Origin of the sequence: Enterocloster bolteae (assembly GCF_002234575.2) — a bacterium.
GTDB classification, from domain to species: Bacteria; Bacillota; Clostridia; order Lachnospirales; family Lachnospiraceae; genus Enterocloster; species Enterocloster bolteae.
On record NZ_CP022464.2, the window covers coordinates 2,635,630 to 2,661,243 of the forward strand.

Below are 25,614 nucleotides of genomic sequence, written 5' to 3' on the forward strand. Positions count from 1 at the left end.
AAAGGAAGTGAACCGGAGTGGAAGGTCGAAGTCATAAGTTGGAAGCAGACAATTATCATAAGCGTTTGGTAGTGGGAGCTGCGTCGGCGGCTTTGATCCCGCTTTGCTTTCACTGCCGTTAATTATAGGATTCATATGCGTTTATGATGATAGCCATTATTACAGGAGGAGTCTGTAATTATGGCTGTTTTGTTGTTGCGGTCCGGCCATCCAGGGCAGGACTGCGGCATTTTGCGTGCTGCTTTCATGATGTCACCATTCATGGAAGGAATAAGATGCAGGAGAATTTTGATTTAAAAGAGCTGATGGAGCTGTTAGACACAATGCAGCTCAGGTTACTGAAGGAAAAGCTGATTGAGATGAACGAGGTGGATATTGCTGCGTTCATCGAGGAGCTGGATTCCGAGAAGACCGTAGTGGTCTACCGCATGCTTCCCAAGGAGCTGGCAAGCGATGTGTTCGCCTGCCTGCCTGTGGAGAAGCAGGAGCATATTATCAACAGCATCACGGATTATGAGCTCAGCGCCATTGTAAACGACCTGTTTGTGGACGATGCCGTGGATATGCTGGAAGAACTGCCGGCCAATGTGGTCAAGCGTGTGCTTAAGAACTCCACGCCGGACACCAGGAAGCTGATCAACCAGTTTTTAAAATATCCGGAAGGCAGCGCCGGAAGCATAATGACGGCAGAGTATGTGGGCCTGAAGAAGCGCATGACCGTGGAGGAGGCATTTGCCTACATCCGCAGGCACGGCGTGGATAAGGAGACCATTTACACCTGTTATGTCATGGACGCAAAGAGGGCCCTGGAGGGTGTGGTGACGGTCAAGGATCTGCTGATGCATCCCTATGAGGAAGTCATCGGCAACATCATGGATTCACATGTGATCAAGGCCGTGACCACAGACGACCAGGAGGAGGTGGCGGAGAGCTTCCGTAAGTACGACCTCCTGAGCCTTCCTGTGGTGGACCATGAGAACCGTCTGGTGGGCATCGTTACCGTGGACGACGTGGTGGATGTTATGGAGCAGGAGGCCACAGAGGACTTTGAGAAGATGGCAGCCATGCTCCCCAGCGAGAAGCCTTATCTTAAGACAGGCGTGTTTGCCCTGGCAAAGAACCGTCTGGCCTGGCTTCTGATTCTCATGATCAGCAGTATGATTACAGGCAGCATCCTGGCAAAGTACGAGGCCGCCTTTGCGGTGATACCGCTGCTGGTGACCTTCATTCCCATGCTGACAGATACTGGCGGCAACGCGGGCAGCCAGAGCAGCACCATGATTATCCGCGGCATGGCAGTGGGAGAGATTGAAGCCGGTGATATCCTGCGGGTACTCTGGAAGGAACTGCGGGTGGGAGTCATTGTGGGCGTCCTGCTGGGACTGGTCAATTATATACAGCTGGTAATCCGTTTTCCAGGACAGGAAATGCTCTGCCTTACAGTGGTACTGAGCCTTTTAGCCACCGTCATGCTGGCCAAAACCATTGGATGTGTCCTGCCCATTGCGGCCCAGGTTCTCCATCTGGACCCGGCCATTATGGCTGCCCCGCTTATCACCACCATTGTGGATGCGGTGAGCCTGATTATATATTTTCAGCTGGCTTGCAGCCTGCTGAAGATTTAGGAAGAATGTTCAGAGCCGGAATCTTGTTTCTATACAGGATTCCGGCCTTTTGCTTTTGGATGGTTTCCGGCCATTTGGTCCCCGGCTATTTGGTTCTCTGTCCTATTTTGGCCCCACAATTTGTAAATCCTCAGAACCCTCTATTGACAATGGGGAACAGATTTTACTATAATAAAGGTAAGTTATAAAACATGTTTCAAGTCTTTGATATCTGTCCCCGCGTCCGGTTTCAGCAGAACTTATAGTATGGAGGTGTCGTGTTTTCTTGAGGTGCCTCCGGTCTTATACCATATATTCCATCAAGAAAGAGAGGTAGTTATATGAACCAGGAACAGCTAAGAATCATGAGCGGGAAAAAAGGGTTTATCGCAGCGTTAGACCAGAGCGGCGGCAGTACGCCAAAGGCGCTTAAGAATTACGGAATCAGAGAGGACCAGTACAGCAATGATGAGGAGATGTTCAATCTGGTCCATGAGATGCGTACCAGGATTATAACCAGTCCCTCCTTTACCTCAGACCATATCCTGGCAGCCATCCTTTTTGAGAATACCATGGAGCGGAAGATTGGGGATAAGCTGACTGCGGATTACCTGTGGGAGGAGAAGGGTATCATCCCTATCCTGAAGGTGGATAAGGGTCTGGCAGAGGAAGCGGACGGAGTCCGGCTGATGAAGCCTGTTCCGGGGCTGGATGAACTCCTTGTACGTGCGGTGGAGCGGCATATTTTCGGAACTAAGATGCGTTCCGTGATTAAGCAGGCTAACCCTGTGGGCATCAAAAAGATTGTGGACCAGCAGTTTGAAATCGGGCTTCGCATTGCGGCTGCGGGACTGGTTCCCATACTGGAGCCGGAGATTGATATTTACAGTCCGGATAAGGCTGAATCTGAGCAAATCATGAAGGATGAAATCAAGAAACATCTGGCAGCGCTTCCGGAGGATACCAGGCTGATGTTTAAACTGTCCATTCCGGATAAGCACGGATTCTACAGCGACCTCATGGAAGATTCCCATGTAGTGCGTGTGGTGGCGCTGTCCGGCGGATATTCCCGCCAGGAGGCCAATGAGCGCTTAAGCCGCAGTCCGGGACTGATTGCCAGCTTTTCCAGGGCATTGTCCGAAGGCCTTAATGCCAATCAGACCCAGGGCGAGTTTGACCGTATGCTGGCCCAGTCCATTAAGGAGATTTACGATGCATCCATAACCTGAGACAGGGAGGCTCCGCTATTGCTGCGGAGCCTTTTTGCGATCTGGAAACATAGGGCTGGGTATTGGGCTTATTGGGTGTATTTGGCGGACGGCCTTCTGTTTACAAGGACTGTTATAAATGGTATCATATAAAAAGATGTGATGAAAATGTATCCCGGTAAAAGGATGCAGAGGCATTGAGTTATGACAAGAGGAATCTATGAAACGTAAGTTAATTGGAAAATGGCATGTTGCCGCTTTTTTGGTGTTCTGCTTTGTGTTCGCACTGACAGCCAGCGGTGTTTTTTACAATCAGCGCGGGAAGCTGGCCGGGGAATTCGGAAACATGGTGGCAGCGAACCTGACTTCTTATACCCAGGCCCAAAAGCGTTACCTGAACAGCTCCATCACGGATGCCTGGAATACCCTGAAAGGGATTTCTGGTCTGGTGGAACAGATTATACCGGAATATACGGAGGATTCCCTGAACGGATATCTGGATCAGCTTAATTTGCAGAACAGGGACTATATGATAGAATATGTGACCCTGCAGGAGCTGGAGAGAAGGCTGAGGGTTCAGCAGGCGTCGGAACGTGACTGGAGCCTGTTTGGTGAGATTGAGCAGGGAACAGGTGTGGTGTCCGATATATGGGACTGGAAGAAGGCGGGAAACAAGTCTGTTTTCACGGTAGCGGAACCGGTCTGGAAGAATGGAGAGGTGATTGGAGTGCTGCAGACCAGACTGGAGCCCCTGGCCATCACGGAACAGGTTCCTGAGGCAAGCGCATTTACACGCAGCAGCACACTCATTGTGAGACGTGATGGAACAATTCTTGCCAGTGAGAATCACAACCGTGGTGATATATCCACAGGGAACCTGTTTGATTCGGTAAAGGTAGCCGGCATTACGGATGAAGTAGTGGAGCAGATGGAAGAGCGCTTCTATGGAGACGGGTCAGACAGCTTCATGTTTGAGGGGAAGGGGGATTCCTACTATTTTTCCTGGGATTATCTGGGGTATAATGAGTGGTATATCGTAAATTTTGTACGCTCGCCTGATGTGGCCATTCATTATGACAATATTTTGAAGGAGCTTATCTATGCCAGCCTGTTTCTGATTGGCCTTACGGCTGCTCTGGGCGGCGGAATCGTGGTTTTGTTCCTGCATTACCGGAGAAGCCTGGACTTTGAGACTAAGAAGTACGGACTTCTGGCGGAGTTTTCTGATACGGCCCTTTTTGAATACGACAGGAGAAAGGACACCCTGGAATTTACCAACAATGCCAGGCGCATCCTGATGCTGGATGAGCTTAAAATCAGCCATGTCATGGGAAAAAAGACCAGGACAGACTTGTTTGTCCAGGAGGACAGGAAGGTTATGGAGGATATGCTGAGAGGCAGAACCGGCAGCGGGGAGGACAAAATCCAGTATGCAGAACTGCGGCTTAAGAGTATATCCGGCGAGTATCACTGGTTCGGATGTCATTATAAGGCCATTACCTCTGATGCAGGGACAGTGGCCAAGGTGGTGGGCAAGCTGGCGGACATTTCGCGGCAGAGAAGCAGGGAGCAGGAGCTTCGGGAACAGGCTATGCGGGACGTGCTTACGGGAATCTACAACAAGGCAGGTGAAAAGCTGATTGACCGCATGGTTAAGGAAAAAGGACAGGGACTGTTTCTGATGCTGGATTTAAATGATTTTAAGAGCATCAACGATACCATGGGCCATGCGGCAGGGGATGCCATACTCACTGAGATGGGAAGAGTCCTTAAGGGAGCCTGCAGGGAAAATGATATAGTGGCCCGCATTGGCGGGGATGAATTTGTCATGTTCCTTCCGGGGGCATTTGACTGGCAGACAGGAAAACGCAAGATAGGGGAAATACAGGACAGTCTCAGGACAGTCATGATAACCACCTGGGGAATCAGGGGAATCAGGGCCAGTATTGGCGCCGCCCTGTGCCCGGAGGACGGGATGGATTACGAGACCTTATTTAAGGCTGCGGACGAGGCTATGTATCTGGACAAGGAGCAGTCCAAAAACCGGAATGAAAGCAGGGAGGCAGGAGAGGAAAAACAGGACAGGACAATATCATGACACAGCAGGAGGAACAGGACATGAAGCACGGATGGGGAAGTGTAATTCTGTCAGGCGGACAGGGACGCCGTATGGGCGGTATTGACAAAGGAGGACTGGACTATAAGGGAGAGTCTTTTTGCGGGCATATACAGAAGCAGCTTCAGGCCCTGGACATCCCGTGCTACCTGTCCCGGGCCTGTTATGCAGGCAGCGGTGGCAGGGAAGGCGGACTGGAAGTGATTGAAGATACTGTAAAGGGGGCAGAAGGAGAGTGGATTGGCCCCATGGGCGGTATATGGTCCTGCTTTCAGCGCACAGGACTTGATGGGCTGTTCTTTGTGTCCTGTGATATGCCTTTATTCAGGAAAGAGATGGCGGCTATTCTGATGGAGCGCTGGGAGCCGGGGGCGGATGCGGTGCTGTGGAGAACCAGGGACGGCCGTATACAGCCATTATGCGGCTTTTACGCGGCCACCTGTCTGGAGGCGCTGGGAGACACGATCCGTCAGGGAAATTACCGGCTGATGAAGTTCCTGAACGCTGTGCGCTGTATTGTGGTGGATACGTCAGAGGCCCATATACCGGATATCTGGTTTGCCAATGTGAATTCACCCTCCGCCTACAGGAGCCTGGAAGGGCTGCGCACGCCTGTCCTGGCTGTAAGCGGCAGAAAGAACACCGGTAAGACAGCCCTTTTGGAAATGCTGGTTGGAGCGCTGGACAGGGTGGGAATCCGGTCTGCGGTAATCAAGCATGACGGCCATGAGTTTGAGGCTGATGTGCCGGGAACCGACAGCCGGAGGATAAAGGAAGCAGGGGCATACGGCACAGTGGTGTACTCCGGCACCAAATTTTCCATGACAAAGGAGCAGCCTTCCATGAAGGCAGAGGATTTCTTTGGTTTCTTCCCGGAGGCAGACATTATTTTCCTGGAAGGACAGAAAGATTCAGATTATCCAAAGCTGGAGGTACTGAGAAGGGAAGTCTCGGATGTCCCGGTGTGCAGGCCGGAAACAGTGCTGGCTTATATCTGGAGCGGGCAGATTGCCAGGAGTGGGGAGAACACCTGGAGCGGGGAGAACGCCAGAAGCGGGGAAGATTGCCCGGGCAGGGGTAACCGCCGGAATGGGAAATGTCCCGTACTCACAGCCGCTCAGAAAGACTGCATCCTGGAAATCGTGATTGAGCACATGGACAGGTACTGCCGGGGAGACGGCGGTGATGAGCTATGACCGTTAAGGAAGCAGTACAGAGCCGTACCCGTCAGCTTCTGAAAAACTTTTTCTTAGTCCGGATAGCTTCTTTCCATTTACAACAATCATTCAGGTGGAGCATTACATGGCGGGTAGGCGGCATAAGCAGTATGCCCGCCACATCCTTTTTTTCCCAGAAATCAAGCAGCCATATGGAGGTTTCCTGTTGTGTAACTCCGCCAACGGACAGGATTTTCTCTATATCATCCTGCCGGATCTGGCGCTTTAAATCAGCGGCACTTAAGCTGCGGATTATGTCCCTTGTCGTTTGCGCCACGGCATTTCTGTAACAAATCAATTGCTCTGTATTGACATTTCTGCTAAAGTCTATAATCTCATCGTCAGAGAGTGCATTTCCGGTATCTGTAATCCGGGCATTCAGCCGTTCTTTCCAGTCCTGGTTGAACACCTGTTCTTTCCGGGCGACCAGGATGTTCATGGTCAAATCTTCGATTCTGGCGATATGCCACAAACCCCACGCAATGGTTTCATCTTTTCCTGTCGGCATGATGGCATATTCGTTCTGTTTCAAATCACATAAAAGATTATCCACCTCGTTTTTGTCTGTACCGGATACCACAGAAGAATGCAGCTTTGCATGTATTTGCAGAAACAGGTCTTTTGAGCGTTCGGTCTCCGAAGTCTTTCGGATGATGCTGCTTAATTCTTTGTGCTGTTCACTTAATCCGCGGCCAAAATATTTCATTTTTTTTACTCCTAAAGCCGAATTGATGAATCCATTTTATTTTTCAGGAAATTCCTGTAACATTTCATATATGTCATCGCCGGCGCTGGTGCATAGTTTCTTAGATGAATTTTTACGGTCGTTCTGTCTCCCGTAATGGAATTGTCTTACCTTTTATATGGAGCCTGTGACTTATATACCTAATTCTAATATTTGGGGATGTATCTGTCAAATGCAAAAATATTTTATTATGGCAATATTTTTATGCAGAAAAAGATGATAGCGGTGATAACAAGACGGAAGATTTTCAGTATCAGGTTTGAACGCTGTTTTAATATATTCACTCTTGTAGGATCCGATTCCCTGTGATAAAATAAAGACAAAAATAAAAAATGTTTTTATTTAAAAGAGGGGAAACGATGCCTAAAGTCGGTTATTCTGAAAAAGAACGGGTACAAATCAGAGAGGCATTAATTGCTGTGGGGCTGGATTTGATGACAAAGCAGGGGATACAGCACACCACGGTGGAGCAGATCTATAAGAAGGTGGGTATATCACGCACTTTCTTTTACTCTTTTTTTCCGAATAAAGAGGAGCTGATTGTGGAGGCCCTTTATCTGCAGCAGCCCCAACTCATTGAATATGCCCGGAAACTGATGAACGATCCAGCCATAAGCTGGAGGGATAAGGTGAAAACGTTTCTCCACTCTCTATGTTATGGTGAAAAATATGGGATCGCTGTCTTGACGATGGATGAGCAGCGCCTTATCTTCAAGCGTTTATCCAGGGATAGTTATAAGGTGTTCAGAGATAAGCAATTAAGCCTTTTACATGCAATATTAAATAGTTTTGAGATTGAAGCCGACACAGAACAGCTTAAATTAGTGCTCAATCTGACGTTATTAATCGTGATTACATGCCGGGCTCTCCCAGAAAATTTACCATTACTGGTTTCCGAGGCTTCTGATGGGACTGCGGAGTTTCAAATGGAGGCGCTTGTGGATTACCTTGAAAAGCTAAAATGTAAACCAATCTTATAAAAAGATAAGGCACCTGCATCTGCTTATTTCCTCGCATTTGGTATGACACATCCGCTATTTCCCGTGGATAAATAGGGGAATTCACATAATAAATGGCTGTGGCCATAATTGGTTTCAGCTTAATATAATAAATATTTAATTACAGGAGGAAACAATAATGGGAATTTTTGGTAAGCTTTTTAAAGGACCTGAAATTGATATGGTAAAAAGCAATGCAAATGCAAAAAAAATGCGTGCTTTGTTTAATCAGGCTGTAGAAAATGGGGACGATTACCGATTGATCTTTGGCTTTACCGAAGATGTAAGCCGTTTTAATTATGGGTTTGTTCATGGCAGCAAATCGAAAATAGGAAATCTTCTTGTTGGCTGGAATGAGGTAAACCAGACGATTGTAGTTGTTCCAACAGTCCCTGATCTTTCCGGATGTGGTGATCCAACCTATTACCGCCGGTCGGAAATCCTGAAAGCATACCGGAATAAGTACCCCACGGATGCCTTTATCATTTATCCCGACAGAAAGAGTTATATTGGCATCAATGCCTACGATTGGCTGGAGGATGAAAAACTCTATGTGTATGTGTCGCAGGATGAAGAACTGGCTGCTTTTACTGAATTCTTTAAGACGCATTTTGCAACGAAATGAGGTGGGAGATAATTTGGGGAGAAATTGAAGCATTCTTACTGGTTCCTGCAGTGCTATCCGTGTTCGGTCATATCTGGTTTCACCTGGTGGAGGCATTGCTGGGGGAATGGTTCATTCAGCGGTATAATATAGATGTAAGGTCGTCGAAACTGAAAACAGAAGAAAGCTTTCATTGATTATCCGGGAGGACATATGTATAAGATGTATTTAGTTACTTTTTTCGCCAGCACATTTCATATTTTGAGGTTTATTGCTCTGGTTTTAATTATAGCATGCTGCATTAAATATTTGAAAAGCAGATGAGATGTGTTTCAGGGAGATCTGCAAAGGGTACGGATAGCCGGGGCTTCTGCCAATAAGCAGAAGCCCGTTTTTTATATGCACAGCAATCTGGATGAAGCAATAGGATTATCGGATGATACTTACTGAGTTTACATCCGCAGATGTGTGGAAGAAGAATCTCCTTTCGAAGGGGGAAGGAGATACATGGTGCAGATATAGATAATACAAAAAAAAATATCAGAGAAAAAAGACAAAAGCAAAAAGAACAAATGTTCGAATAAAATGTTGCGGTTTACAGATGAAGGCAGTATAATAAAGGAGAGTGGATTGCAATAATAGAATAAACAGAATAACAAATTTAAGAAAAGAAACAAAAAACAGGAATGGACATCCTGGGGAAAGGGAGTATAATCGTGGAACAGCGGATCTATATCGTCATAGATTTAAAGTCCTTTTACGCCTCTGTGGAATGTGTGGAACGGGGGCTGGACTCCATGACAGCCAGATTGGTGGTGGCGGACCCGGAGCGGACGGAAAAGACCATCTGCCTGTCTATTTCCCCTGCCATGAAGAGACTGGGAATCCATAACCGATGCCGCGTCTTTGAGATTCCAAAGAGTGTGGATTACATCATGGCACAGCCCCGTATGCAGCTTTATATTGATTATGCAGCCGGAATTTACGGCATATATCTGAAATATATCTCAAAGGAAGATATTCATGTGTATTCCATTGATGAGTGTTTTATGGATGTAACCAATTACCTGCCCCTTTACCATATGACGGCCAGGGAGCTGGGGCAGACCATTATGGCTGATATTTTTCGGGAATATGGTATTCGGGCCACCTGCGGGGTTGGCACCAACCTCTACCTGGCCAAGATTGCCCTGGATATAACGGCCAAGCATTCCCCGGATTTTATCGGAGAGCTGGACGAGGAAACCTTTCAAAGAACTCTCTGGGACCACAAGCCGCTGACAGATTTCTGGCGCATTGGAAGGGGTATTGCCGCAAAGCTGGAAAAGTATGGGATTCATACGGCGGGGGACATTGCCAGGACTGATGAAGACTTTTTGTATAAACTGTTTGGCGTGGATGCGGAGCTGCTGATCGACCATGCATGGGGGAGGGAGACCGCCACCATTGCGGCTATCAAGTCCTATAAGGCCAGAACAAACTGCCTCACCAGCGGACAGGTCCTGGGATGCGATTACAGCTTTGAAGATGCAAAGCTGATTGTGAAGGAAATGATGGATTTGCTGTGTCTGGAGATGGTGGAAAAGAACCTGGTGTCGGATTCAGTGACCTTACAGGTGGGCTATTCCAGGCAGCTGGCAGTTGAATCCTCCAGAGGAACAGCGTCCCTGGACGCGGAGACAAATGCAGATATCATCCTGGTTCCCGCAGTGTCCGCCCTGTTTGAGCGTATTGCCAATCCTGATCTGGCCATACACCGGCTTAACATTTCAGTAAACCACGTGATTGAGGAGGAGTACAGGCAATACAGCATGTTTACCGATGTGCAGGAGCTGGAACGGAACCGTAAACTGCAGACAGCCATGCTGGATATAAAGAAGAAGTTTGGGAAGAATGCAATCCTTAAAGGGATAAATCTGCAGGAGGCGTCCACCATGCAGGAACGGAACCAGCAGATTGGAGGCCATAAAAGCGGGATTTATAAGGATGGCGGGAACAAAAGCAAAGAGCGCGGCAAAGAGCGTGAAGGCGCAGAACACAAAGCCGGAGGGAACAGAGATGGCAGGTAGACCAAGGGCAAAGATGTCTGTTCAGGACAGGGCAAAACAATTCCTTCCGTTTGCAGCCCTTAAGGGACTGCCGGAAGCACTGGCGGAAAAAGAGCGGGTAGTGGTGCCCAAAATCATTCTGACAGAGGACATGTCTGAAGAACTGAACCGGAAAATGCAGCAGATTGAGCCGGGAATGATAATCGGTGTGGTTTATTTTCATAAAGACGAATACCTGAAGGTGACCGGGATGGTTGCCCGGTTCAATATCAGCAGCCGGGTCCTTCAGGTGGTAAATACGAAAATCAGCTTTGACGATGTGCTGGATATTGAATTTTGCCGGTGATTTTATTGATGCCGCAGAGCATTGCCTGGTCAATGGCTGCCTGTGCCTTATCACGGCCAATCCGGTTCCTGTCACCGGAAAAGGCCGGCAGCCGGAGGCTGCCCGGCCCAGGAGCCGAAATATTCTTATTTTCTGCTTATCTGAAATCAGAACCCATTATACAGGGACACTCCACAGTCTTTCGTCGGAGAGTACTTCCACAAGGCGTTTGCAGTAAGCGTCCGCCAGGGCAATCCCCTTTTCTTTGGAGGCAGCACAGCTTTCTCCCATAATTCCGTTTTCAGTGTGGCTTTCCATGTAATGGAAGGTGGAGAGGGCGCCGCAGTCCTCGTAATCGCTGCATCCACCAGGATTCCCGCTCAGGTTAGTGTAGCTGGGATCCACCAATGATTCATCATAGGCCAGTATCAGGGAAGTCTCAACCTCTCCGGAATGAATCATATAGTTCTGTTTGTCCAGGAAAGGCGATTCATCAACCCCGGCCGTATATGGAACGTTGTATACAGGGAATCCCAGCTCCTGGTTAATATCAATTAATGCCACATCAATAGGCGCGGTATTTCCGCCGTGTCCGTTTATAATGGCAATTTTCCGGAACCCCTGGACCGCGATTGCCCTGCACTGCTCCTTTAGAACCTGTATAAAGGTTCCCGGTGTAAGACTGAGGCTTCCGGAAAAATGCATGTGGTGCATGGAATTGGCAATGACAAAGGCAGGAGCAATCACAACAGGAATCCCTTTATCCCACATCTCTTTTGCCGCGCGCTCAGCAATCCACTGGGCCAGTATGGTGTCTGTAGCCACGGGAAGATGGGGGCCGTGCTGTTCAACAGCCCCCATTGGTATCATCACCACAGCATTCTTTTCAGCAAGCTTTTTCAGCTCCGGCGCACGAAGCTGTTCCCACAATAATTGGTTTTTCATATGATTATCCTCTCTTTGCTTATAATATATTGCGTGATATATGTATTTCAATTGCTATATGGATTTAAGTTGCCATATGGATTTAAAGGGTCTATGGAACTAAATTGCTACAATAAGTATTGCATGTGAAAAAAATTATGTCAACGTGAACTGTTTCACAAATATAAGAGAAAATAATGGACTTTTTTACATTGTTGTATTCATTCAAAAAAACTATAATATTCCTATATTTATAGATTTTTTATTACTTCTGGAGGAGGGTTTTCACATGCCAAGGGAAATTCAGCAACTTGTCAACAGCCCTATATTATGGATGATTACACTTATGTCCATTGCACTGGTATTAGGTATGGCTGCCTATTTTCTGGTTAAAAGCATCAAGGTGGCTAAAAGTATTGGGGTTACAAAGGAACAAATCAGCATAACGGTTAAGACGGCAGGCATATCTGCGGTGGCTCCTTCCGTAGTCATTGCAGTGGGCATGATATCCCTGCTGGTTATGGTTGGGGCGCCCACTGCCCTGCTGCGGCTTTCGGTTGTGGGAAATGTGGGGTATGAACTGCAGTCTGTGGGAATTGCGGCAGATGCGTTTGGGACAACTGCAAGCGCAGCCACATTGACGCCAGGTATATTTCAGACAACCGTATTCCTGATGGCATTCGGCTGTATCGGATATCTTGTTATCCCGGCCCTTCTCTGTACTAAGATGGATAAGGTGATCCGGAAAATCAGCGGTAAGGACGCAACCGTGGCAACTATTATTTCAACGGCAGCGATTCTGGGCTGCTACGCATATGTGGACGCCCCTTACATACTGAAAATGGATGCGTCCACAGTGGCGCTGGCGGGGGGATTCGCGGTAATGCTTCTGCTGCAGGCCATACAGAAAAGGACAAGGAAAAAATGGCTTCTGGAATGGGGACTGTTAATTTCCATGGCTGCCGGTATGTGTTTGGGATTATTCGTATAGAGCGGAGGATGGAAGGATGAAAAACGAAAAGGCGGAAAACCAAAAGATGGAGGATGTATATAATAAAGAATATCTGCCCTCAATTGTGAGGGTTGGACGGTTTGTATTATTGGCAAGCACATTATTTTTCTTTGCTCCATTTTTATATACCTGGATTGGATGGGGGGTCATGCCGGATTGGCCGGCTATCGTAAAGGGCACTTTTGCCTGGCTGCTGATTAACCTTCCGTGGTGGATATCGGAGCCGGTGGCTTATTTCCCGGTACAGGGCGTCACAGGCATGCTTCTCTGCTCACTGGCGGGAAATGCATCCAATATGCGTATGCCCTGCGCCATAACAGCCCAGAAAGCAGCCGGGGTGGACCCGGGGACCCAAAAAGGTTCGCTGATTTCCACCATTGCCATCTCCATAACATGCTTTGTCAGCATTGGTATACTGGCTGTAGCGGTCTTTGCGGGGCAGGCTGCATTAAGCCGGCTTCCGGCGTCTGTATCCAATGGATTGAGCCTTCTGCTCCCGGCGCTGTTCGGGTGTATCTTTGCCCAATTTTTGTCTGGAAATGAAAAAAGCGGCGCCTTTTCCATCCTGACAGCACTTGGAGTACTGCTTCTTTATAAAAAAGGCTTTTTAAGCGCCATCCCGGCGGACGGAGGAAGTATTATTGTCATGCTTGTGCCGATATTGGGAACCATGGCCTTTGCCTATGCCACGGCGAAAAAGAAAGGAAAAGAACCGGTTATTTAATAATATAGCAATGCATATTTATTCTCATATGCATTGCTATATTTTTGTTTTGAAATATTATATAATGGAGTAAATTAGACGCTGCCCTGGGCTGCCTTTAGCACAGAAGTAAATGAAATCAAATTAATGATTTTTTCATTGGTGACAGGTTCCTTAACAAATATGATTTTTTCAATGCTTTATCCAAATAGCCAGAGTATAGGAGGTTCACCGGTGGTTTTTAGTTTAATTGCTTTAATGGCAGTTCTTCAAGTGGTGAGGAAAGATTTGCCTGGGTTTAACCTCAATACAGCATACGGGCAATGGATTGCAGGCTATGCCATCTTAAGTAATATTCCAGTATTTTCTAAAAACAGTTCAACGTTGGTTATTCATTCAATCGCATTTTCTGTGGCTTTTATATTAGGGATTATAGGAATGAAAATAAATCTTATTTAGCTGCACAACGATTGGGTTACGAACAGGAGAGGGGATTTATGGACATCAGAATTCTATTGGAAGTGTTGGATACCAGACAAAATCAGTACAAATATACCGGCCCCATGGAAGGGCAGGTATACGGGGTCCAGGTACAGAACGGCTCTTATTCTTATTTGGAGGGGATGCTGTATGTTCAGCCGTCCCTTACCCATCCCCGCCCGCCTAAAAATACCTGTGTCATTGCGGGGGAAACAGATCTTTATGAGGTGCTGCAGAAGATACTTCTGAATTATAACCGCAAGGAGTCCCTGCTCATTAAGATGCAGGACAAGTTAACCGCATTCCGCTCATCGGAGACAGACATGATTTCGGGGGTCATGGATAATCCGTGTATCCTGCTGCGGGAGGATTATAAACCGCTGGTATGGAATGGGTTTGATGGGGAAGATGAATTTTTGTGGATTGCCAGCATTGATTTTAAGGCAGTGTCTAAAAAGGGACAGCATTTGAATATATGTTATCAGGAGTGTTCCGATGAAATCCCGTATCCATTGATGATTGTCCATTATACCAATCCCAGAGGGAAAAAGCGGTATTGTGTGCTGGCCGAAAGGAATACCAGGTTTGACCGGGTGACGGATCCCATTTTTCTAAAGAAAATCTGTAATATCCTGCAGTGCTATACATTTACCAACAATGGCATCGTACAGCCAATCTCACGGCTGGACGAGCTGTTGGAGGGAATGATCCGAAGAATTCCCGCCCAGCCGGAACTGATGCTCAATGAGCTGTTAAAAGCAGGATGGGTGGAAAAGGAAAAATATTATGTGCTGCTGATTGATGTGAGCCTGGGCAAGACAAAGGTCAACGACGTGGGGGAACTGTCAAAGAGACTGAACGCCAGGGTGTTCAGCCACGAAAATTACTACGTGTGTCTGCTGACAGGCACTTGTGCGGAGGAGTATGATTCCAGGACCCAGCTGGGAATAGAGGATTTCCTGGTGGAACGGAATTTTTATGCGGGGTTGAGCTACGGATTTTTTAATATTGTGAATATTTCCATTGGATATAAGCAGTCGGTGGAGGCAATCAGGGTGCTGTTTAACACGTTAAACGGAGTACATTATTACGCGTTTGCGGACAGCATTGTGACGTATCTTGTGAAAACCAGTGTGAACTGCGGAGAATTTACCATGGAAAGCCTGTGCCATCCCAGCGTGTATAAGATTTTTGAGTATGATAAGAAGTATGGGAGTGATTACATGAACTTCCTGCGAATCTATATCTATTCCGGCGGAAGTGTGAAAAGAACGGCAGAGGCGCTCTTTATGCATAAGAATACGGTTTACCAGAAGATTGAAAAATTAAAGGAATTTTTCCACGTGGATGTCAACGATTTGTATGCCTATGTTAAATTATACGTCTCCCTGGTCATCCTCGAACAGATGCCCATATATGATTCAAACGACTTCCTGAAGTGGATGTAAAAAAGACTTTTTTTGGGCTTTTTAAATGTATTTTTTTCCATATATACAAAAACATAATAATTGTAAAATATCTATAGATAAATTCGATAGCACAATTTGTCTATAGATATTTTTTTTCATGGAAAGGAGGTTGACTATGGGACCGTTGGGACTGCCCTGGGGGACGTTTCTTATGTTTGCATCTGCTGTAATCGGATGTCCTCTCATAACTGAATTGATTCTCCGCTCTAAATGGTGGAAGAAGAAATCGGATTACTACTGGTCATTTAACCAGACAGATGATGAGGAGGAATGACCAAAAAGAGAACATGACATTGTTTTTGGAGAGGAGGATTTCATGAAAATAGGTTGGCTTCAGATTATCATGGCCGTCATATATATGGGGATATTAATTGGCGTCGGTCTTTATATGAGCCGGAAAGTAAAATCATCAGATGATTTCTGGATTGGGGGAAGACAGGTAGGGCCTGTGGCGACAGCTCTTTCTTACGGGGCTGCCTATGTCAGCACGGTCGCAATCATCGGGGACCCGCCCATGTATTATAACTACGGCCTTGGATATGCTGCGTTTGAGATTATGATAAGCGTTTTTTTCTGCTGTATCCTGATCTTTATTGTGTTTGCACCGAAGATGCGGGCGCTTTCAGAGAGATTAAATGTCGTGTCCCTCTCAGGTTTCCTGGCTATCCGGTATAAGTCCAACCAGTTCAGGCTGCTGTGCGGAACCCTTGTGTCGGTTATGATGGTGCCGTATGCAATCTCAGCCATGAAGGGCATTGCAGATGCCATGCATGCCATTGTGGGGATTCCTTATGCCATGGGAGTGGTGGTTATTGCCGTGGTATCCTTCTGCTACCTGGTAACCGCCGGATACTGGGGTGTTTCCACCACGGATATCATTCAGGGAATCACCATTGCAGTATCCTGCCTTCTGGTGGCGGTAATCGTCATCACAAAAAGCGGCGGGGTGACAGCGGCTGTGACGTACATGGGTTCGGTATCCCCCTCGCATATACAGCCGTCTTCAGGACTGACATTCGCGCAGCTGTTCAGCTGGGCAGGAGTTTGGGCGCTGATTGCGTTTGGACAGCCCCAGCTTGTGACAAAGTTCATGGGGCTGAGGGATTCCAGAACCGTGGGAACCGTGATAAGGGTTGCGGTTGTATGGGAAATTATATTCATGGTTTCCATTGCCATGATTGGCGCCGCGGCATTTAAGCTTTTTAGGGCAGTGCCCTTTGACAATGTGGACGCCATTGTTCCCACCCTGGTGGCAGAACATACCAATGCAGTTGTGTCAGGGATATTTCTCTGCGGGATACTGGCCGCCGGTCTTTCCACCACAGTGGCCCTGGTACTGACATCTTCCGGCGCAGTGACCAAGGATATTTACGAAGATTATTACTGCGCCAGGAGCAATGCAAAGCAGGATTCCGGTAAATCCGTCAGAATATCCAGGATTGCCACGGGCATCATTCTTGTGGTGGTGGTAATCGGCTCCATTTATCCGCCTGATTTTATCTGGTCACTGTCAACCATGTCTGCAGGCGTTATGGGAGCCGCCTTTACGGCTCCGCTGGTTTTGGGGCTCTACTGGAAAAGGGCAACAAGACAGGGATGCATGGCGGGTATTATCGGAGGGTCTGCTGTCTCTATTATCTGGTATTTTGCAGGACTTACCAGCGTGGTGCATTCCTTTGTCCCGGGTACGGCGGTGTCGTTCCTGCTTATGGTACTGGTCTCCCTCTGTACGCCAAGGATGGAAGAGGAACATCTGGATGTGTTCTTTGAGCCGGGGTGCAGTAAAAATAAAATTCAGGCGGCAATTGCTGCCGGCAGCAAATAATCAATGAAGCAAAGATAAGAGAGGTGCAATATTGTGAAAAAACTGGAAATTGGAAATTTTCTCGTCAGGGATATTGTCTTTGGAGAAAAGACAGCTTATGAAGGCGGGATCCTCACTGTGAACAGGGAGGAGGCAACAAAGGCCATCAACCCTCTGGGGAAGCTTAAAAACATTGAACTTCACATCGTCCATCCCGGAGACAGTGTGAGAATCTGCCCTGTGAAGGGTGCGGTGGAGCCGAGATTCAGGCCGGACGGAAGGGCCCTTTTTCCCGGATATACGGGACCTGTCACAAGCTGCGGGGAGGGGACGCTTCATGCCATGAAGGGAATTGCCGTGCTGGTCTGCGGCCGTTACAGCAGCATGGGGGACGGCATACTGGACATGAGCGGTCCCGGAGCAGATTACAGCTATCATTCCACCACCACAAACCTTGTGATTTTTGCGGAAAGGACGAATGAGAAGGAACTGGATTATACGCTGAGAGAGGAGGACGAGTTCCGCATATCTGCCCATTATATGGCAGAGTATCTGGGAAAGACGCTGGCCGGCAGGGAACCGGACCGGTGGGAGTGCTATGACCTGGATGAAGGCTCACAGCAGGCGCAGGAAAAGAAGCTTCCCAGGGTGGGTTACGTGATGACGGTAATCAGCCAGCTGGCAAAGGGCATCAATGATTTGTTTCTGGGCCGGGACTGCAATAATATGATGCCGCTGCTGGTCCATCCCCAGGAAATTCTGGACGGATTTCTGCTGGGAGGCATGGGGCTGGCCGGGCAGGCCCTTACCACATATGATGCCCAGAACCATCCCATGATTAAGCGGCTCTGCCAGGAACATGGAAAGACCATTGATTTTGCGGGGGTTATCCTGTCACCTGCCGATGTGTCGGACAGCATGAAACTGCGCAATGCCATCAGCGCTACACAGATAGCGGAATGCCTGAAATTAGACGGAGCCTTTGTGCAGGAGTGGGGCGGCGGAAGCAATGTTGATGTGGATACCTTTTATCTGTTAAGCCATCTGGAGGACAAAGGCATTAAAACCGTGGGAATCATGGATGAGCATATCGGGAAGGTGTATACAGACCCAAAAGCCGACGCAATCGTGTCCGTGGGGGAGACCTCAACCATCATTGAGCTACCGCCCATGGATAAGGTTATAGGTGACGATGAGTCCCTGGTCAGGGATTATTACTACGGCGCCTGGTCCACCCATACAACCCTGGGGCCGAGCCTGAGACCGGACCATTCCGTCATTATCAATACATATGCGCTGGCATGCGGCGGCAATCCGGCGGCACAGCTGAAACGGGCTGTAAAAGAATATTAAGGAGGGACTAGCAGTGAAACGAATAGTCATGTATATAAACCAGTTTTTCGGCGGCATAGGAGGCGAGGACAAGGCCGGCTATGAGCCTTCCGTTGAGGAGGGACCGGTGGGTCCGGGAAATGTGATTTTGTCCTGTTTAAAGGATGCAGAGATAACACACACCATCATATGCGGCGATAACTTCATGACCGGCCACAGAGACGAGGCAATTGAAAGAATGGATCAGTTTCTGGAGGGAATCGAATTTGACCTGTTCCTGGCCGGACCCGCGTTCCAGTCAGGGCGCTACGGTATGAGCTGCGGTGAAATCTGCAAATACATAACGGAAAAATATCATGTGACAGCCATTACCAGCATGAATGAGGAAAATCCAGGCGTGGCCGCCTATGCAAAAACACCGGATGTCTATATCATGCGCGGCAGCAAAAGCGCGGTCAGAATGCGTCAGGACGCGTCGGCAATGGCAGGATTGGCAGCCAAGGTGCTGTCAGGAGAAGAAATCCTTTGGGCTGAGGCGGAAGGCTATTTTCCCCACGGCGTAAGGGTCAGCGTCAAGAGCGAGGAGGCGCCCGCTGACAGGGCGGTAAGGATGATGCTGTCAAAACTACAGGGCCAGCCTTTTAAGACAGAGTTTCCCATTGAACAGGAGGACACGGTTGTTCCGGCAGCCCCTGTGGATGCAGGAAGAGCAAAAATCGCAGTCATCACCACGGGAAGCCTGGTACCTGTAGGAAATCCGGACAGGATTCCTTCCGGTTCAGCCTCTGTCTGGAAGCGGTATGACATCAGGGGATTGGAAGCATTTAAGAAAAATGAGTTCTACAGTGTCCACGGCGGCTTCAGCACAAATAACGTAAATGAAGATCCGGAGGTACTGGTACCACTTACGGCATTAAAAGAAGCGGAGAGGGAGGGGAAAATCGGAAAGCTGGATGATTACTACTACGTGACAACCGGCAATCTTACGATTTTAAAGGAGGCCAGGAAAATGGGCCGTGAAATCGTGGAGCAGCTTAAAATGGACGGCATCCAGGCAGCTATCCTGGTTGCCACATGAGGAAGCTGTACGCGTTGCGGTGCAACGATGGTTAATGAAATGGAGAAGTCCGGCATACCAACAGCACTTATCACCAACATGACGGCTGTGGCAAGGAGCATTGGAAGCCCCAGAGTTATTCCGGGAATCGCGATTAATAATCCATGCAGTGATATTGACCTGCCTATGGAGGAACAGCTTAAAATGCGCAGAAATTATATTGACAGGGCGCTGAAGGCGGTATCTGCGGAGGTTTCGGGCCAGGAGTTTTTCTAAAGCCCATCCGTAAACTCCTTTAAAAAAGGTTTTCCGGGCAGATTCATTGAAAAACATCCCAGGATTAAGAAAGGAGCGTCAGGCGGCGCTCTTTTTTTTGCGCTTGTCTTTAACGCTGATTTTTGGAATTGGCTTTTGGGCAAAGGGGGCGGGAGGTCACAGGGGAGGGGGAAATGTCACAGATTTCCGCTTGACGAAATCATGTTCCCTTGCTATGATAATACTAACAAGTGTTATATTGCTTGTAGAACAAATATAACTTTCCTTGTTACACAAAACGAAAGATGGTGGTTTTATGTTCTTGAAGATTGATTTCAACAGTGATGAAGCAATCTATATACAGCTGCGCAACCAGATTATCATGGGGATTGCCACGGACATGATACGGGAGGGGGACACTCTGCCCTCTGTCCGTCAAATGGCTGATTATATCGGCATCAACATGCATACAGTTAATAAGGCATATTCTGTGCTTCGCCAGGAAGGGTTTGTAAAGCTGGATCGGCGCAAGGGCGCTGTAGTCAGCCTGGACGTGGATAAGATTCAGGCCATTGACGACATGCGGGGAGACCTGGATGTGGTACTGGCCTGGGGTATCTGTAAGAATATAAGCCGTGATGAAATCCATCATCTGGTGGATGAGATTTATGATAAATACACCCGCGGGTGTATGGGGACAAATGACGGCCAGGGGACCGGGGAAGGTTAGAAACTGCCGGAACATGAGCGGCGGCTGTCCGCCTGTATATTCAGACATGTTCTGTAATAAGGCCAGAACCGTGATGTGCAGAAAGCACGGGTACGTTTCTGGATGTCAATGGAGGATTCGTATGTTATGTGAAAGATGTAAAATCCGGGAAGCCACGATCAAATACACTGAGATAATCAATGGCGTAAAAACGGAACATAACCTTTGCTCTCACTGTGCGAAGGAGATGGATTTCGGCCAGTACTCCGCCCTCCTGGATGGGGAGTTTCCACTGGGGAAGCTTCTTTCCGGCCTTCTGGGTCTGGAGGATGACGAGGAGGAGACCGATGTGAGGGGAAATGTAGTCTGCCCCACCTGCGGCACCAGCTTCGAGGATTTTGTGGAGAACAGCCGGTTCGGATGCGCTGACTGTTATGGCGTATTTGATTTGTTTATCAAAGATAAGATGAAGCAGCTTCAGGGAAGCGAGAGCCATAAGGGCAAGCATCCCAAATACAGAAGTACATTTGAAAAGGAGCACCCGGAGGCCTCAGGGGGCTCTGGGGAGGAAACAAAAGAGAACACAGACTGTCTGGCAGAGGCCGGTTCCCAGGATTCCCAGACCGCTGTGGTCAGAAAGCAGATTAGGGAGTTAGACTCCAAGCTAAAGGAGGCAGTGCGCCAGGAGGATTATGAACTGGCGGCCAGTTACCGGGACCAGATTAAAGAACTGAAAAAGGAGGCTGGAATCCATGAGTAAATGGTTTGAGGAAATAGACAGCAAAAACTCCAACGTGATATACAGCCGCGTCCGTCTGGCCAGGAACTGGGATGAATATGTGTTTCCCTCCAGGATGACCGCTGCCCAGTGCGGCGAGATGGTGGAACGCCTCAGGGAGGGACTTAAAGGACTTAAGGACCAGGATGGCCGGGATTTAAGCTACAGCCAGCTGGACCAGATGCAGGAGCTGGAGAAGATGGCTCTCAGGGAGCGCAGAATCCTTAACATGGCCTGTGTCAGCAGGAAGGAGCCGTCTGGACTGCTGCTGTCAGCTGATGAGTCGGGCAGTATTGTCCTGGGCGGAGATGATCACATCCGCATGCAGATACTGTCCCCCGGACTCAAACTGGATGAGCTGTGGCATAAGGCGGATGTTCTGGATGATTATGTCAATGAACGGTTTTCCTATGCTTTTGACGAAAAGTACGGGTATCTTACCTCCTTCCCCACCAATGTGGGTACAGGACTGCGTGCCTGTGCGGTGCTTCACCTGCCCACCCTATCCCAGGTGCGCAAGTTCCAGAGCATTGTGGCGGATATGAGCCGGTTCGGGACTGCTATTCGCGGCCTGTACGGAGAAGGAAGCGACAACTATGGAAGCCTTTATGAGGTATCCAACCAGCGGACCCTGGGACAGTCCGAAAAGGAGATCGTGGAATTGGTTACAAAGGCGGCGGCCCAGCTCAACAACCAGGAAATGCGGGTCAGGAGCGCCACCCTTAATACCCAGCGCCTGGAGCGGGAGGATGAGGCATATAAGTCCTACGGTGTCTTAAAGTACGCCAGGAAGATAACGGAGAAGGATGCCAGGATATTCATTTCCCAGCTCATGGCAGGGGAAGAGGATGGACTGATGAAATTTAATGAGGAATGCTCCCTTTACAGCCTGATTATAGGAATTAAGCCGGCCAACTTAAATCTTTGGGCCAAACGGCCTTTGGATAAGGATGAGCTGGACGCTGTGAGGGCAGCTTATATAAGGCAGAACCTGCCTGAGATAATCTAGCTCAGCCATGGGCAGAGCCGGATTTAACACACTTGCAAGGAGGACATGACATTATGATGGAACGATATACACCGCAGGCCCAGGAAGCGCTTGGGCTGGCAGTGGGTGTGGCGGAGACACTGAACCATGGTTACGTGGGAACAGAGCATCTGCTCATTGGCCTGCTGCAGGAAGGGACCGGAGTGGCGGCCAAGGTACTGGAGGAAAACGGGGTGGAGGAAGACCGCGTCATTGAACTGGTTAGCCAGCTCATTGCCCCCAACCCAACGGTACAGACCGCGGACAGGACGGCCTATACCCCCAGGGCCCGCCGGGTAATAGAGAACAGCTACAGGGAGGCTGTCCGTTTTAAGGCAGCCCAGATAGGAACAGAGCACATTTTGATTGCCATGCTGAGGGAAGGGGACTGCGTGGCCAGCCGTCTTCTCAACACCATCGGGGTCAATATACAGAAGCTCTACATCGACCTGCTGGCAGCCATGGGTGAGGACGCTCCTGCTGCCAAGGATGACCTTCAGGGAGCCAGGGCCGGAAAGCGGGGCAATGCCACACCTACCCTGGACAGCTACAGCAGGAACCTGACCCAGCTGGCCACAGCGGGAAAACTGGACCCTGTCATAGGAAGAGAGCAGGAGATCCAGCGCGTGATACAGATACTGAGCCGCCGCACTAAGAACAATCCGTGTCTGATTGGCGAACCCGGCGTGGGCAAAACAGCCGTGGTAGAGGGACTGGCCCAGATGATTGCGTCCGGCAATGTGCCTGAAACCATAGCAGACAAAAGGGTAGTGACTTTGGACCTGTCCGGTATGGTGGCAGGATCCAAATACAGGGGAGAATTCGAGGAGCGTATTAAAAAAGTCATCTCGGAAGTGGTGGAATCCGGCGATGTGCTTCTGTTTATTGATGAAATACACACCATCATCGGAGCAGGCGGGGCCGAGGGCGCACTGGATGCATCCAATATATTAAAACCGTCCCTGGCCAGAGGTGAGATTCAGCTCATTGGAGCCACTACCATCAATGAGTACCGCAAGTATATAGAGAAGGATTCTGCCCTGGAACGCCGTTTCCAGCCGGTAACCGTGGATGAGCCTACAGAGGATGAGTCCGTAGCCATACTTAAGGGGCTCAGAAGCCGTTATGAGGAGCATCACAAAGTAGAGATAACAGACCATGCACTGGAGGCAGCGGTGAAGCTGTCCAGCCGTTATATTAACGACAGGTTCCTGCCGGATAAGGCTATCGACCTCATTGACGAGGCCGCTTCCAAGGTACGTCTCCAGAACTACACGAAGCCAGCTAAGATTAAGGATTACGAGGCTGAGATTGATGGTCTGGAGGAAGCCAAGGAGGAGGCCATCAAGAGGGAAGCCTACGAGAAGGCCGGAGAGATAAAGAAGAAACAGGAAAAGATACGGGAAAAGATAGCCCAGACCATGGAAAAGTGGCAGAAGGACAAGGAGAGCAAAAAGCTTATTGTCAGCGACAATGAAATCGCGGACGTGGTGTCCGGCTGGACCAGGATTCCGGTCAGGAAGCTGGCTGAGGAGGAATCAGAGCGTCTGAGGAACCTGGAAGGCATCCTGCACCAGAGGGTGGTGGGACAGGAGGAGGCGGTAACAGCCATTTCAAAGGCCATCCGCAGAGGCAGGGTGGGCCTTAAGGACCCCAAACGCCCCATTGGCTCCTTCCTGTTCCTGGGCCCCACAGGCGTGGGAAAGACGGAGCTGTCCAAGGCATTGTCAGAGGCCATGTTCGGTACGGAAAATGCCCTGATTCGCGTGGATATGTCCGAATATATGGAGAAGCACAGCGTGTCCAAGATGATAGGCTCACCGCCAGGATATGTGGGATATGACGAGGGCGGTCAGCTCAGCGAAAAAGTCCGCCGCAATCCCTACTGTGTCATCCTTTTTGACGAGATAGAAAAGGCCCATCCGGATGTGTTCAACATTTTGCTGCAGGTTTTGGACGACGGTCATATCACAGATGCCCAGGGACGCAAGATAGACTTTAAGAATACCATTATCATCATGACTTCCAATGCAGGGGCGGAGAATATCATTTCACCCAAACGCCTGGGATTCGGCATGGTAAGCGATGCCAAGGCAGATTATAATTTCATGAAGGACCGTGTTATGGATGAGGTGAAACGCCTCTTTAAGCCTGAGTTCCTAAACCGTATTGACGAGATTATCGTGTTCCATCAGCTGACAAGGGAGCATATAAAGGGAATCGCGGATATCATGCTGGGCACCATCGGCAAACGCTGCAAGGAACAGCTGGGCATAGGGCTTGAGGTAACGGACAGCGCCAGAGAGCACCTGATTGATAAGGGATATGACGATAAATACGGGGCAAGGCCTCTGAGGCGCACCATCCAGAACCTGGTGGAGGACCGGATGGCTGAGGAGATGCTGGATGGCCGCATCAAAGCCGGATCCCTGGTGGAAGTGGGATTTGACGGGGAAAAGCTTACCTTTAGCGTGAAAGCAAAGACAGCCAGGCCAAAGGCGGCCGCCAAACCAGCCAACAAACCAGCCGCCAAACCAGCCTCAGCCGGGGAAGGTTCTGAGGATAAGAGCAAGGCGGCGGGGAGCAAAAGCAGGGCCGGACGCGCCTCCGGTAAGAAGAAGGAGACCCCGGCGCCCAAGGCTTAACAGCATCTGTAGCAGTTTATACAAATTAAGAATATTTTCACTAGTTATTTCTCGGTGATTGTTGTATAATTTTTATGAAGAGGTTATACTTAAGCACAATTAGCAGGAGGATAAGAAGATGCCGGTCATTGAAGAGTTAATCTGCATAGAGCAGGATGGCACCATTAGTTTTGGCAATTACAAGTTAGGACAGAAGGCTAAGAAGTCCGATTTCGAATATCAGGGAGACATGTACAAGGTCAAGACCTACAACGAGATTACCAAACTGGAGCGCAATGACATGTTTGTTTATGAATCTGTACCCGGAACAGCTGCAGAGCATTTCAAGGTTACGGATGAGGACGTGGAATTCGCGGTGGAAGGCAGCAGGGATGCACAGATTACCATACAGCTTGAGAACGATACGGATTACGAGGTTTACGTTGACGGTGCAGCCGTAGGCAGCATGAAGACTAACATGAGCGGCAAGCTCAGCGTAAGCGTGGAACTGGAAGAAGGGGTATCGGTTCAGGTTAAGGCTGTAAAGAGAGCATAAAACTTAAGTATCATACAGG

Annotated in this window: 23 protein-coding genes; 21 read left to right on the forward strand and 2 right to left on the reverse strand. The window is 48.8% G+C overall.

Going from position 1 to position 25,614, the window contains the following annotated elements:
• Nucleotides 1-275: 275 nt before the first annotated feature.
• The 4 genes from mgtE (at nt 276) to mobB (ending at nt 6,124) form a co-directional block, all read left to right on the forward strand.
• Nucleotides 276-1,625 (forward strand): magnesium transporter, encoded by a 1,350-nt coding sequence (mgtE, locus tag CGC65_RS12305; RefSeq protein WP_007035852.1) that lies wholly within the window; start codon nt 276-278, stop codon nt 1,623-1,625.
• A gap of 320 nt (nt 1,626-1,945) precedes the next feature.
• Complete coding sequence (locus CGC65_RS12310) at nt 1,946-2,833, forward strand: fructose bisphosphate aldolase (protein ID WP_002567178.1); 888 nt, start codon at nt 1,946-1,948, stop codon at nt 2,831-2,833.
• A 199-nt stretch (nt 2,834-3,032) separates the two neighbouring features.
• Entirely contained in the window at nt 3,033-4,910 is a 1,878-nt protein-coding gene (locus tag CGC65_RS12315; RefSeq protein ID WP_002567179.1) for a sensor domain-containing diguanylate cyclase, read from the forward strand.
• Entirely contained in the window at nt 4,907-6,124 is a 1,218-nt protein-coding gene (gene mobB, locus CGC65_RS12320; protein WP_002567180.1) for a molybdopterin-guanine dinucleotide biosynthesis protein B, read from the forward strand. Before CGC65_RS12315 ends, mobB begins: the two co-directional genes overlap by 4 nt.
• Nucleotides 6,125-6,155: 31 nt before the next feature.
• On the opposite strand, the gene CGC65_RS12325 is transcribed toward mobB, so the two are convergent.
• A complete protein-coding gene (locus CGC65_RS12325) occupies nt 6,156-6,851 on the reverse strand; it encodes a DinB family protein (RefSeq protein ID WP_002567181.1) in 696 nt (231 codons plus the stop codon).
• A 398-nt stretch (nt 6,852-7,249) separates the two neighbouring features.
• Between CGC65_RS12325 and CGC65_RS12330 the strand changes: the two genes are divergently transcribed.
• From CGC65_RS12330 to CGC65_RS12350, 4 genes are all read left to right on the forward strand, one after another.
• Entirely contained in the window at nt 7,250-7,870 is a 621-nt protein-coding gene (locus CGC65_RS12330; protein WP_002567182.1) for a TetR/AcrR family transcriptional regulator, read from the forward strand.
• A 157-nt stretch (nt 7,871-8,027) separates the two neighbouring features.
• Nucleotides 8,028-8,513, forward strand: coding sequence for a hypothetical protein (locus CGC65_RS12335; protein ID WP_002567183.1), 486 nt, complete (start codon nt 8,028-8,030; stop codon nt 8,511-8,513).
• A gap of 665 nt (nt 8,514-9,178) precedes the next feature.
• A complete protein-coding gene (locus CGC65_RS12345) occupies nt 9,179-10,561 on the forward strand; it encodes a Y-family DNA polymerase (RefSeq protein WP_002567186.1) in 1,383 nt (460 codons plus the stop codon).
• Nucleotides 10,551-10,886, forward strand: coding sequence for a YolD-like family protein (locus CGC65_RS12350; RefSeq protein ID WP_002567187.1), 336 nt, complete (start codon nt 10,551-10,553; stop codon nt 10,884-10,886). The genes CGC65_RS12345 and CGC65_RS12350 overlap by 11 nt, the downstream gene beginning before the upstream one ends.
• 156 nt (nt 10,887-11,042) lie before the next feature.
• On the opposite strand, the gene CGC65_RS12355 is transcribed toward CGC65_RS12350, so the two are convergent.
• Complete coding sequence (locus tag CGC65_RS12355) at nt 11,043-11,810, reverse strand: creatininase family protein (protein ID WP_002567188.1); 768 nt, start codon at nt 11,808-11,810, stop codon at nt 11,043-11,045.
• 268 nt (nt 11,811-12,078) lie between these two features.
• Here CGC65_RS12355 and CGC65_RS12360 point away from each other — a divergent pair, with 268 nt between their 5' ends.
• The 13 genes from CGC65_RS12360 (at nt 12,079) to CGC65_RS12420 (ending at nt 25,595) form a co-directional block, all read left to right on the forward strand.
• Nucleotides 12,079-12,780 (forward strand): DUF5058 family protein, encoded by a 702-nt coding sequence (locus tag CGC65_RS12360; protein ID WP_002567189.1) that lies wholly within the window; start codon nt 12,079-12,081, stop codon nt 12,778-12,780.
• A 16-nt stretch (nt 12,781-12,796) separates the two neighbouring features.
• Nucleotides 12,797-13,525, forward strand: a complete 729-nt coding sequence (locus CGC65_RS12365; protein ID WP_002567190.1) for a hypothetical protein — start codon at nt 12,797-12,799, stop codon at nt 13,523-13,525.
• 213 nt (nt 13,526-13,738) lie between these two features.
• On the forward strand, nt 13,739-13,963 hold the full coding sequence (locus CGC65_RS12370; protein WP_235622148.1) for a hypothetical protein: 225 nt from the start codon (nt 13,739-13,741) through the stop codon (nt 13,961-13,963).
• 38 nt (nt 13,964-14,001) lie between these two features.
• Nucleotides 14,002-15,432, forward strand: a complete 1,431-nt coding sequence (locus tag CGC65_RS12375; protein WP_002567191.1) for a PucR family transcriptional regulator — start codon at nt 14,002-14,004, stop codon at nt 15,430-15,432.
• Nucleotides 15,433-15,568: 136 nt separating this feature from the next.
• Nucleotides 15,569-15,727, forward strand: coding sequence for a hypothetical protein (locus CGC65_RS31305; RefSeq protein WP_002567192.1), 159 nt, complete (start codon nt 15,569-15,571; stop codon nt 15,725-15,727).
• Nucleotides 15,728-15,769: 42 nt separating this feature from the next.
• A complete protein-coding gene (locus CGC65_RS12380) occupies nt 15,770-17,278 on the forward strand; it encodes a sodium/proline symporter (protein WP_002567193.1) in 1,509 nt (502 codons plus the stop codon).
• A gap of 33 nt (nt 17,279-17,311) precedes the next feature.
• Nucleotides 17,312-18,610, forward strand: a complete 1,299-nt coding sequence (locus CGC65_RS12385; protein ID WP_002567194.1) for a glycine/sarcosine/betaine reductase component B subunit — start codon at nt 17,312-17,314, stop codon at nt 18,608-18,610.
• Between the two features lie 28 nt (nt 18,611-18,638).
• A complete protein-coding gene (locus tag CGC65_RS12390) occupies nt 18,639-19,922 on the forward strand; it encodes a glycine/betaine/sarcosine/D-proline family reductase selenoprotein B (protein ID WP_235622158.1) in 1,284 nt (427 codons plus the stop codon).
• Between the two features lie 295 nt (nt 19,923-20,217).
• A complete protein-coding gene (locus CGC65_RS12400) occupies nt 20,218-20,631 on the forward strand; it encodes a GntR family transcriptional regulator (protein WP_002567196.1) in 414 nt (137 codons plus the stop codon).
• Between the two features lie 121 nt (nt 20,632-20,752).
• Entirely contained in the window at nt 20,753-21,370 is a 618-nt protein-coding gene (locus tag CGC65_RS12405; RefSeq protein WP_002567197.1) for a UvrB/UvrC motif-containing protein, read from the forward strand.
• Nucleotides 21,363-22,397, forward strand: a complete 1,035-nt coding sequence (locus tag CGC65_RS12410; RefSeq protein WP_002567198.1) for an ATP--guanido phosphotransferase — start codon at nt 21,363-21,365, stop codon at nt 22,395-22,397. The genes CGC65_RS12405 and CGC65_RS12410 overlap by 8 nt, the downstream gene beginning before the upstream one ends.
• A 53-nt stretch (nt 22,398-22,450) precedes the next feature.
• On the forward strand, nt 22,451-25,060 hold the full coding sequence (locus CGC65_RS12415) for an ATP-dependent Clp protease ATP-binding subunit (RefSeq protein WP_002567199.1): 2,610 nt from the start codon (nt 22,451-22,453) through the stop codon (nt 25,058-25,060).
• Between the two features lie 118 nt (nt 25,061-25,178).
• Nucleotides 25,179-25,595, forward strand: coding sequence for a hypothetical protein (locus CGC65_RS12420; RefSeq protein ID WP_002567200.1), 417 nt, complete (start codon nt 25,179-25,181; stop codon nt 25,593-25,595).
• Nucleotides 25,596-25,614: the final 19 nt, after the last annotated feature.

Excerpts from the sequence above, each read along its gene's own strand:
- CGC65_RS12335 (WP_002567183.1), top strand. The coding sequence starts at position 8,028 with ATGGGAATTTTTGGTAAGCTTTTTAAAGGACCTGAAATTGATATGGTA.
- mgtE (WP_007035852.1), top strand. The coding sequence starts at position 276 with ATGCAGGAGAATTTTGATTTAAAAGAGCTGATGGAGCTGTTAGACACA.
- CGC65_RS12325 (WP_002567181.1), bottom strand. The coding sequence starts at position 6,851 with ATGAAATATTTTGGCCGCGGATTAAGTGAACAGCACAAAGAATTAAGC.
- CGC65_RS12410 (WP_002567198.1), top strand. The coding sequence starts at position 21,363 with ATGAGTAAATGGTTTGAGGAAATAGACAGCAAAAACTCCAACGTGATA.
- CGC65_RS12310 (WP_002567178.1), top strand. The coding sequence starts at position 1,946 with ATGAACCAGGAACAGCTAAGAATCATGAGCGGGAAAAAAGGGTTTATC.
- mobB (WP_002567180.1), top strand. The coding sequence starts at position 4,907 with ATGACACAGCAGGAGGAACAGGACATGAAGCACGGATGGGGAAGTGTA.
- CGC65_RS12365 (WP_002567190.1), top strand. The coding sequence starts at position 12,797 with ATGAAAAACGAAAAGGCGGAAAACCAAAAGATGGAGGATGTATATAAT.
- CGC65_RS12330 (WP_002567182.1), top strand. The coding sequence starts at position 7,250 with ATGCCTAAAGTCGGTTATTCTGAAAAAGAACGGGTACAAATCAGAGAG.
- CGC65_RS12375 (WP_002567191.1), top strand. The coding sequence starts at position 14,002 with ATGGACATCAGAATTCTATTGGAAGTGTTGGATACCAGACAAAATCAG.
- CGC65_RS12405 (WP_002567197.1), top strand. The coding sequence starts at position 20,753 with ATGTTATGTGAAAGATGTAAAATCCGGGAAGCCACGATCAAATACACT.
- CGC65_RS12350 (WP_002567187.1), top strand. The coding sequence starts at position 10,551 with ATGGCAGGTAGACCAAGGGCAAAGATGTCTGTTCAGGACAGGGCAAAA.
- CGC65_RS12380 (WP_002567193.1), top strand. The coding sequence starts at position 15,770 with ATGAAAATAGGTTGGCTTCAGATTATCATGGCCGTCATATATATGGGG.
- CGC65_RS12420 (WP_002567200.1), top strand. The coding sequence starts at position 25,179 with ATGCCGGTCATTGAAGAGTTAATCTGCATAGAGCAGGATGGCACCATT.
- CGC65_RS12400 (WP_002567196.1), top strand. The coding sequence starts at position 20,218 with ATGTTCTTGAAGATTGATTTCAACAGTGATGAAGCAATCTATATACAG.
- CGC65_RS12360 (WP_002567189.1), top strand. The coding sequence starts at position 12,079 with ATGCCAAGGGAAATTCAGCAACTTGTCAACAGCCCTATATTATGGATG.
- CGC65_RS12355 (WP_002567188.1), bottom strand. The coding sequence starts at position 11,810 with ATGAAAAACCAATTATTGTGGGAACAGCTTCGTGCGCCGGAGCTGAAA.
- CGC65_RS12315 (WP_002567179.1), top strand. The coding sequence starts at position 3,033 with ATGAAACGTAAGTTAATTGGAAAATGGCATGTTGCCGCTTTTTTGGTG.
- CGC65_RS12345 (WP_002567186.1), top strand. The coding sequence starts at position 9,179 with ATGGACATCCTGGGGAAAGGGAGTATAATCGTGGAACAGCGGATCTAT.
- CGC65_RS12415 (WP_002567199.1), top strand. The coding sequence starts at position 22,451 with ATGATGGAACGATATACACCGCAGGCCCAGGAAGCGCTTGGGCTGGCA.
- CGC65_RS31305 (WP_002567192.1), top strand. The coding sequence starts at position 15,569 with ATGGGACCGTTGGGACTGCCCTGGGGGACGTTTCTTATGTTTGCATCT.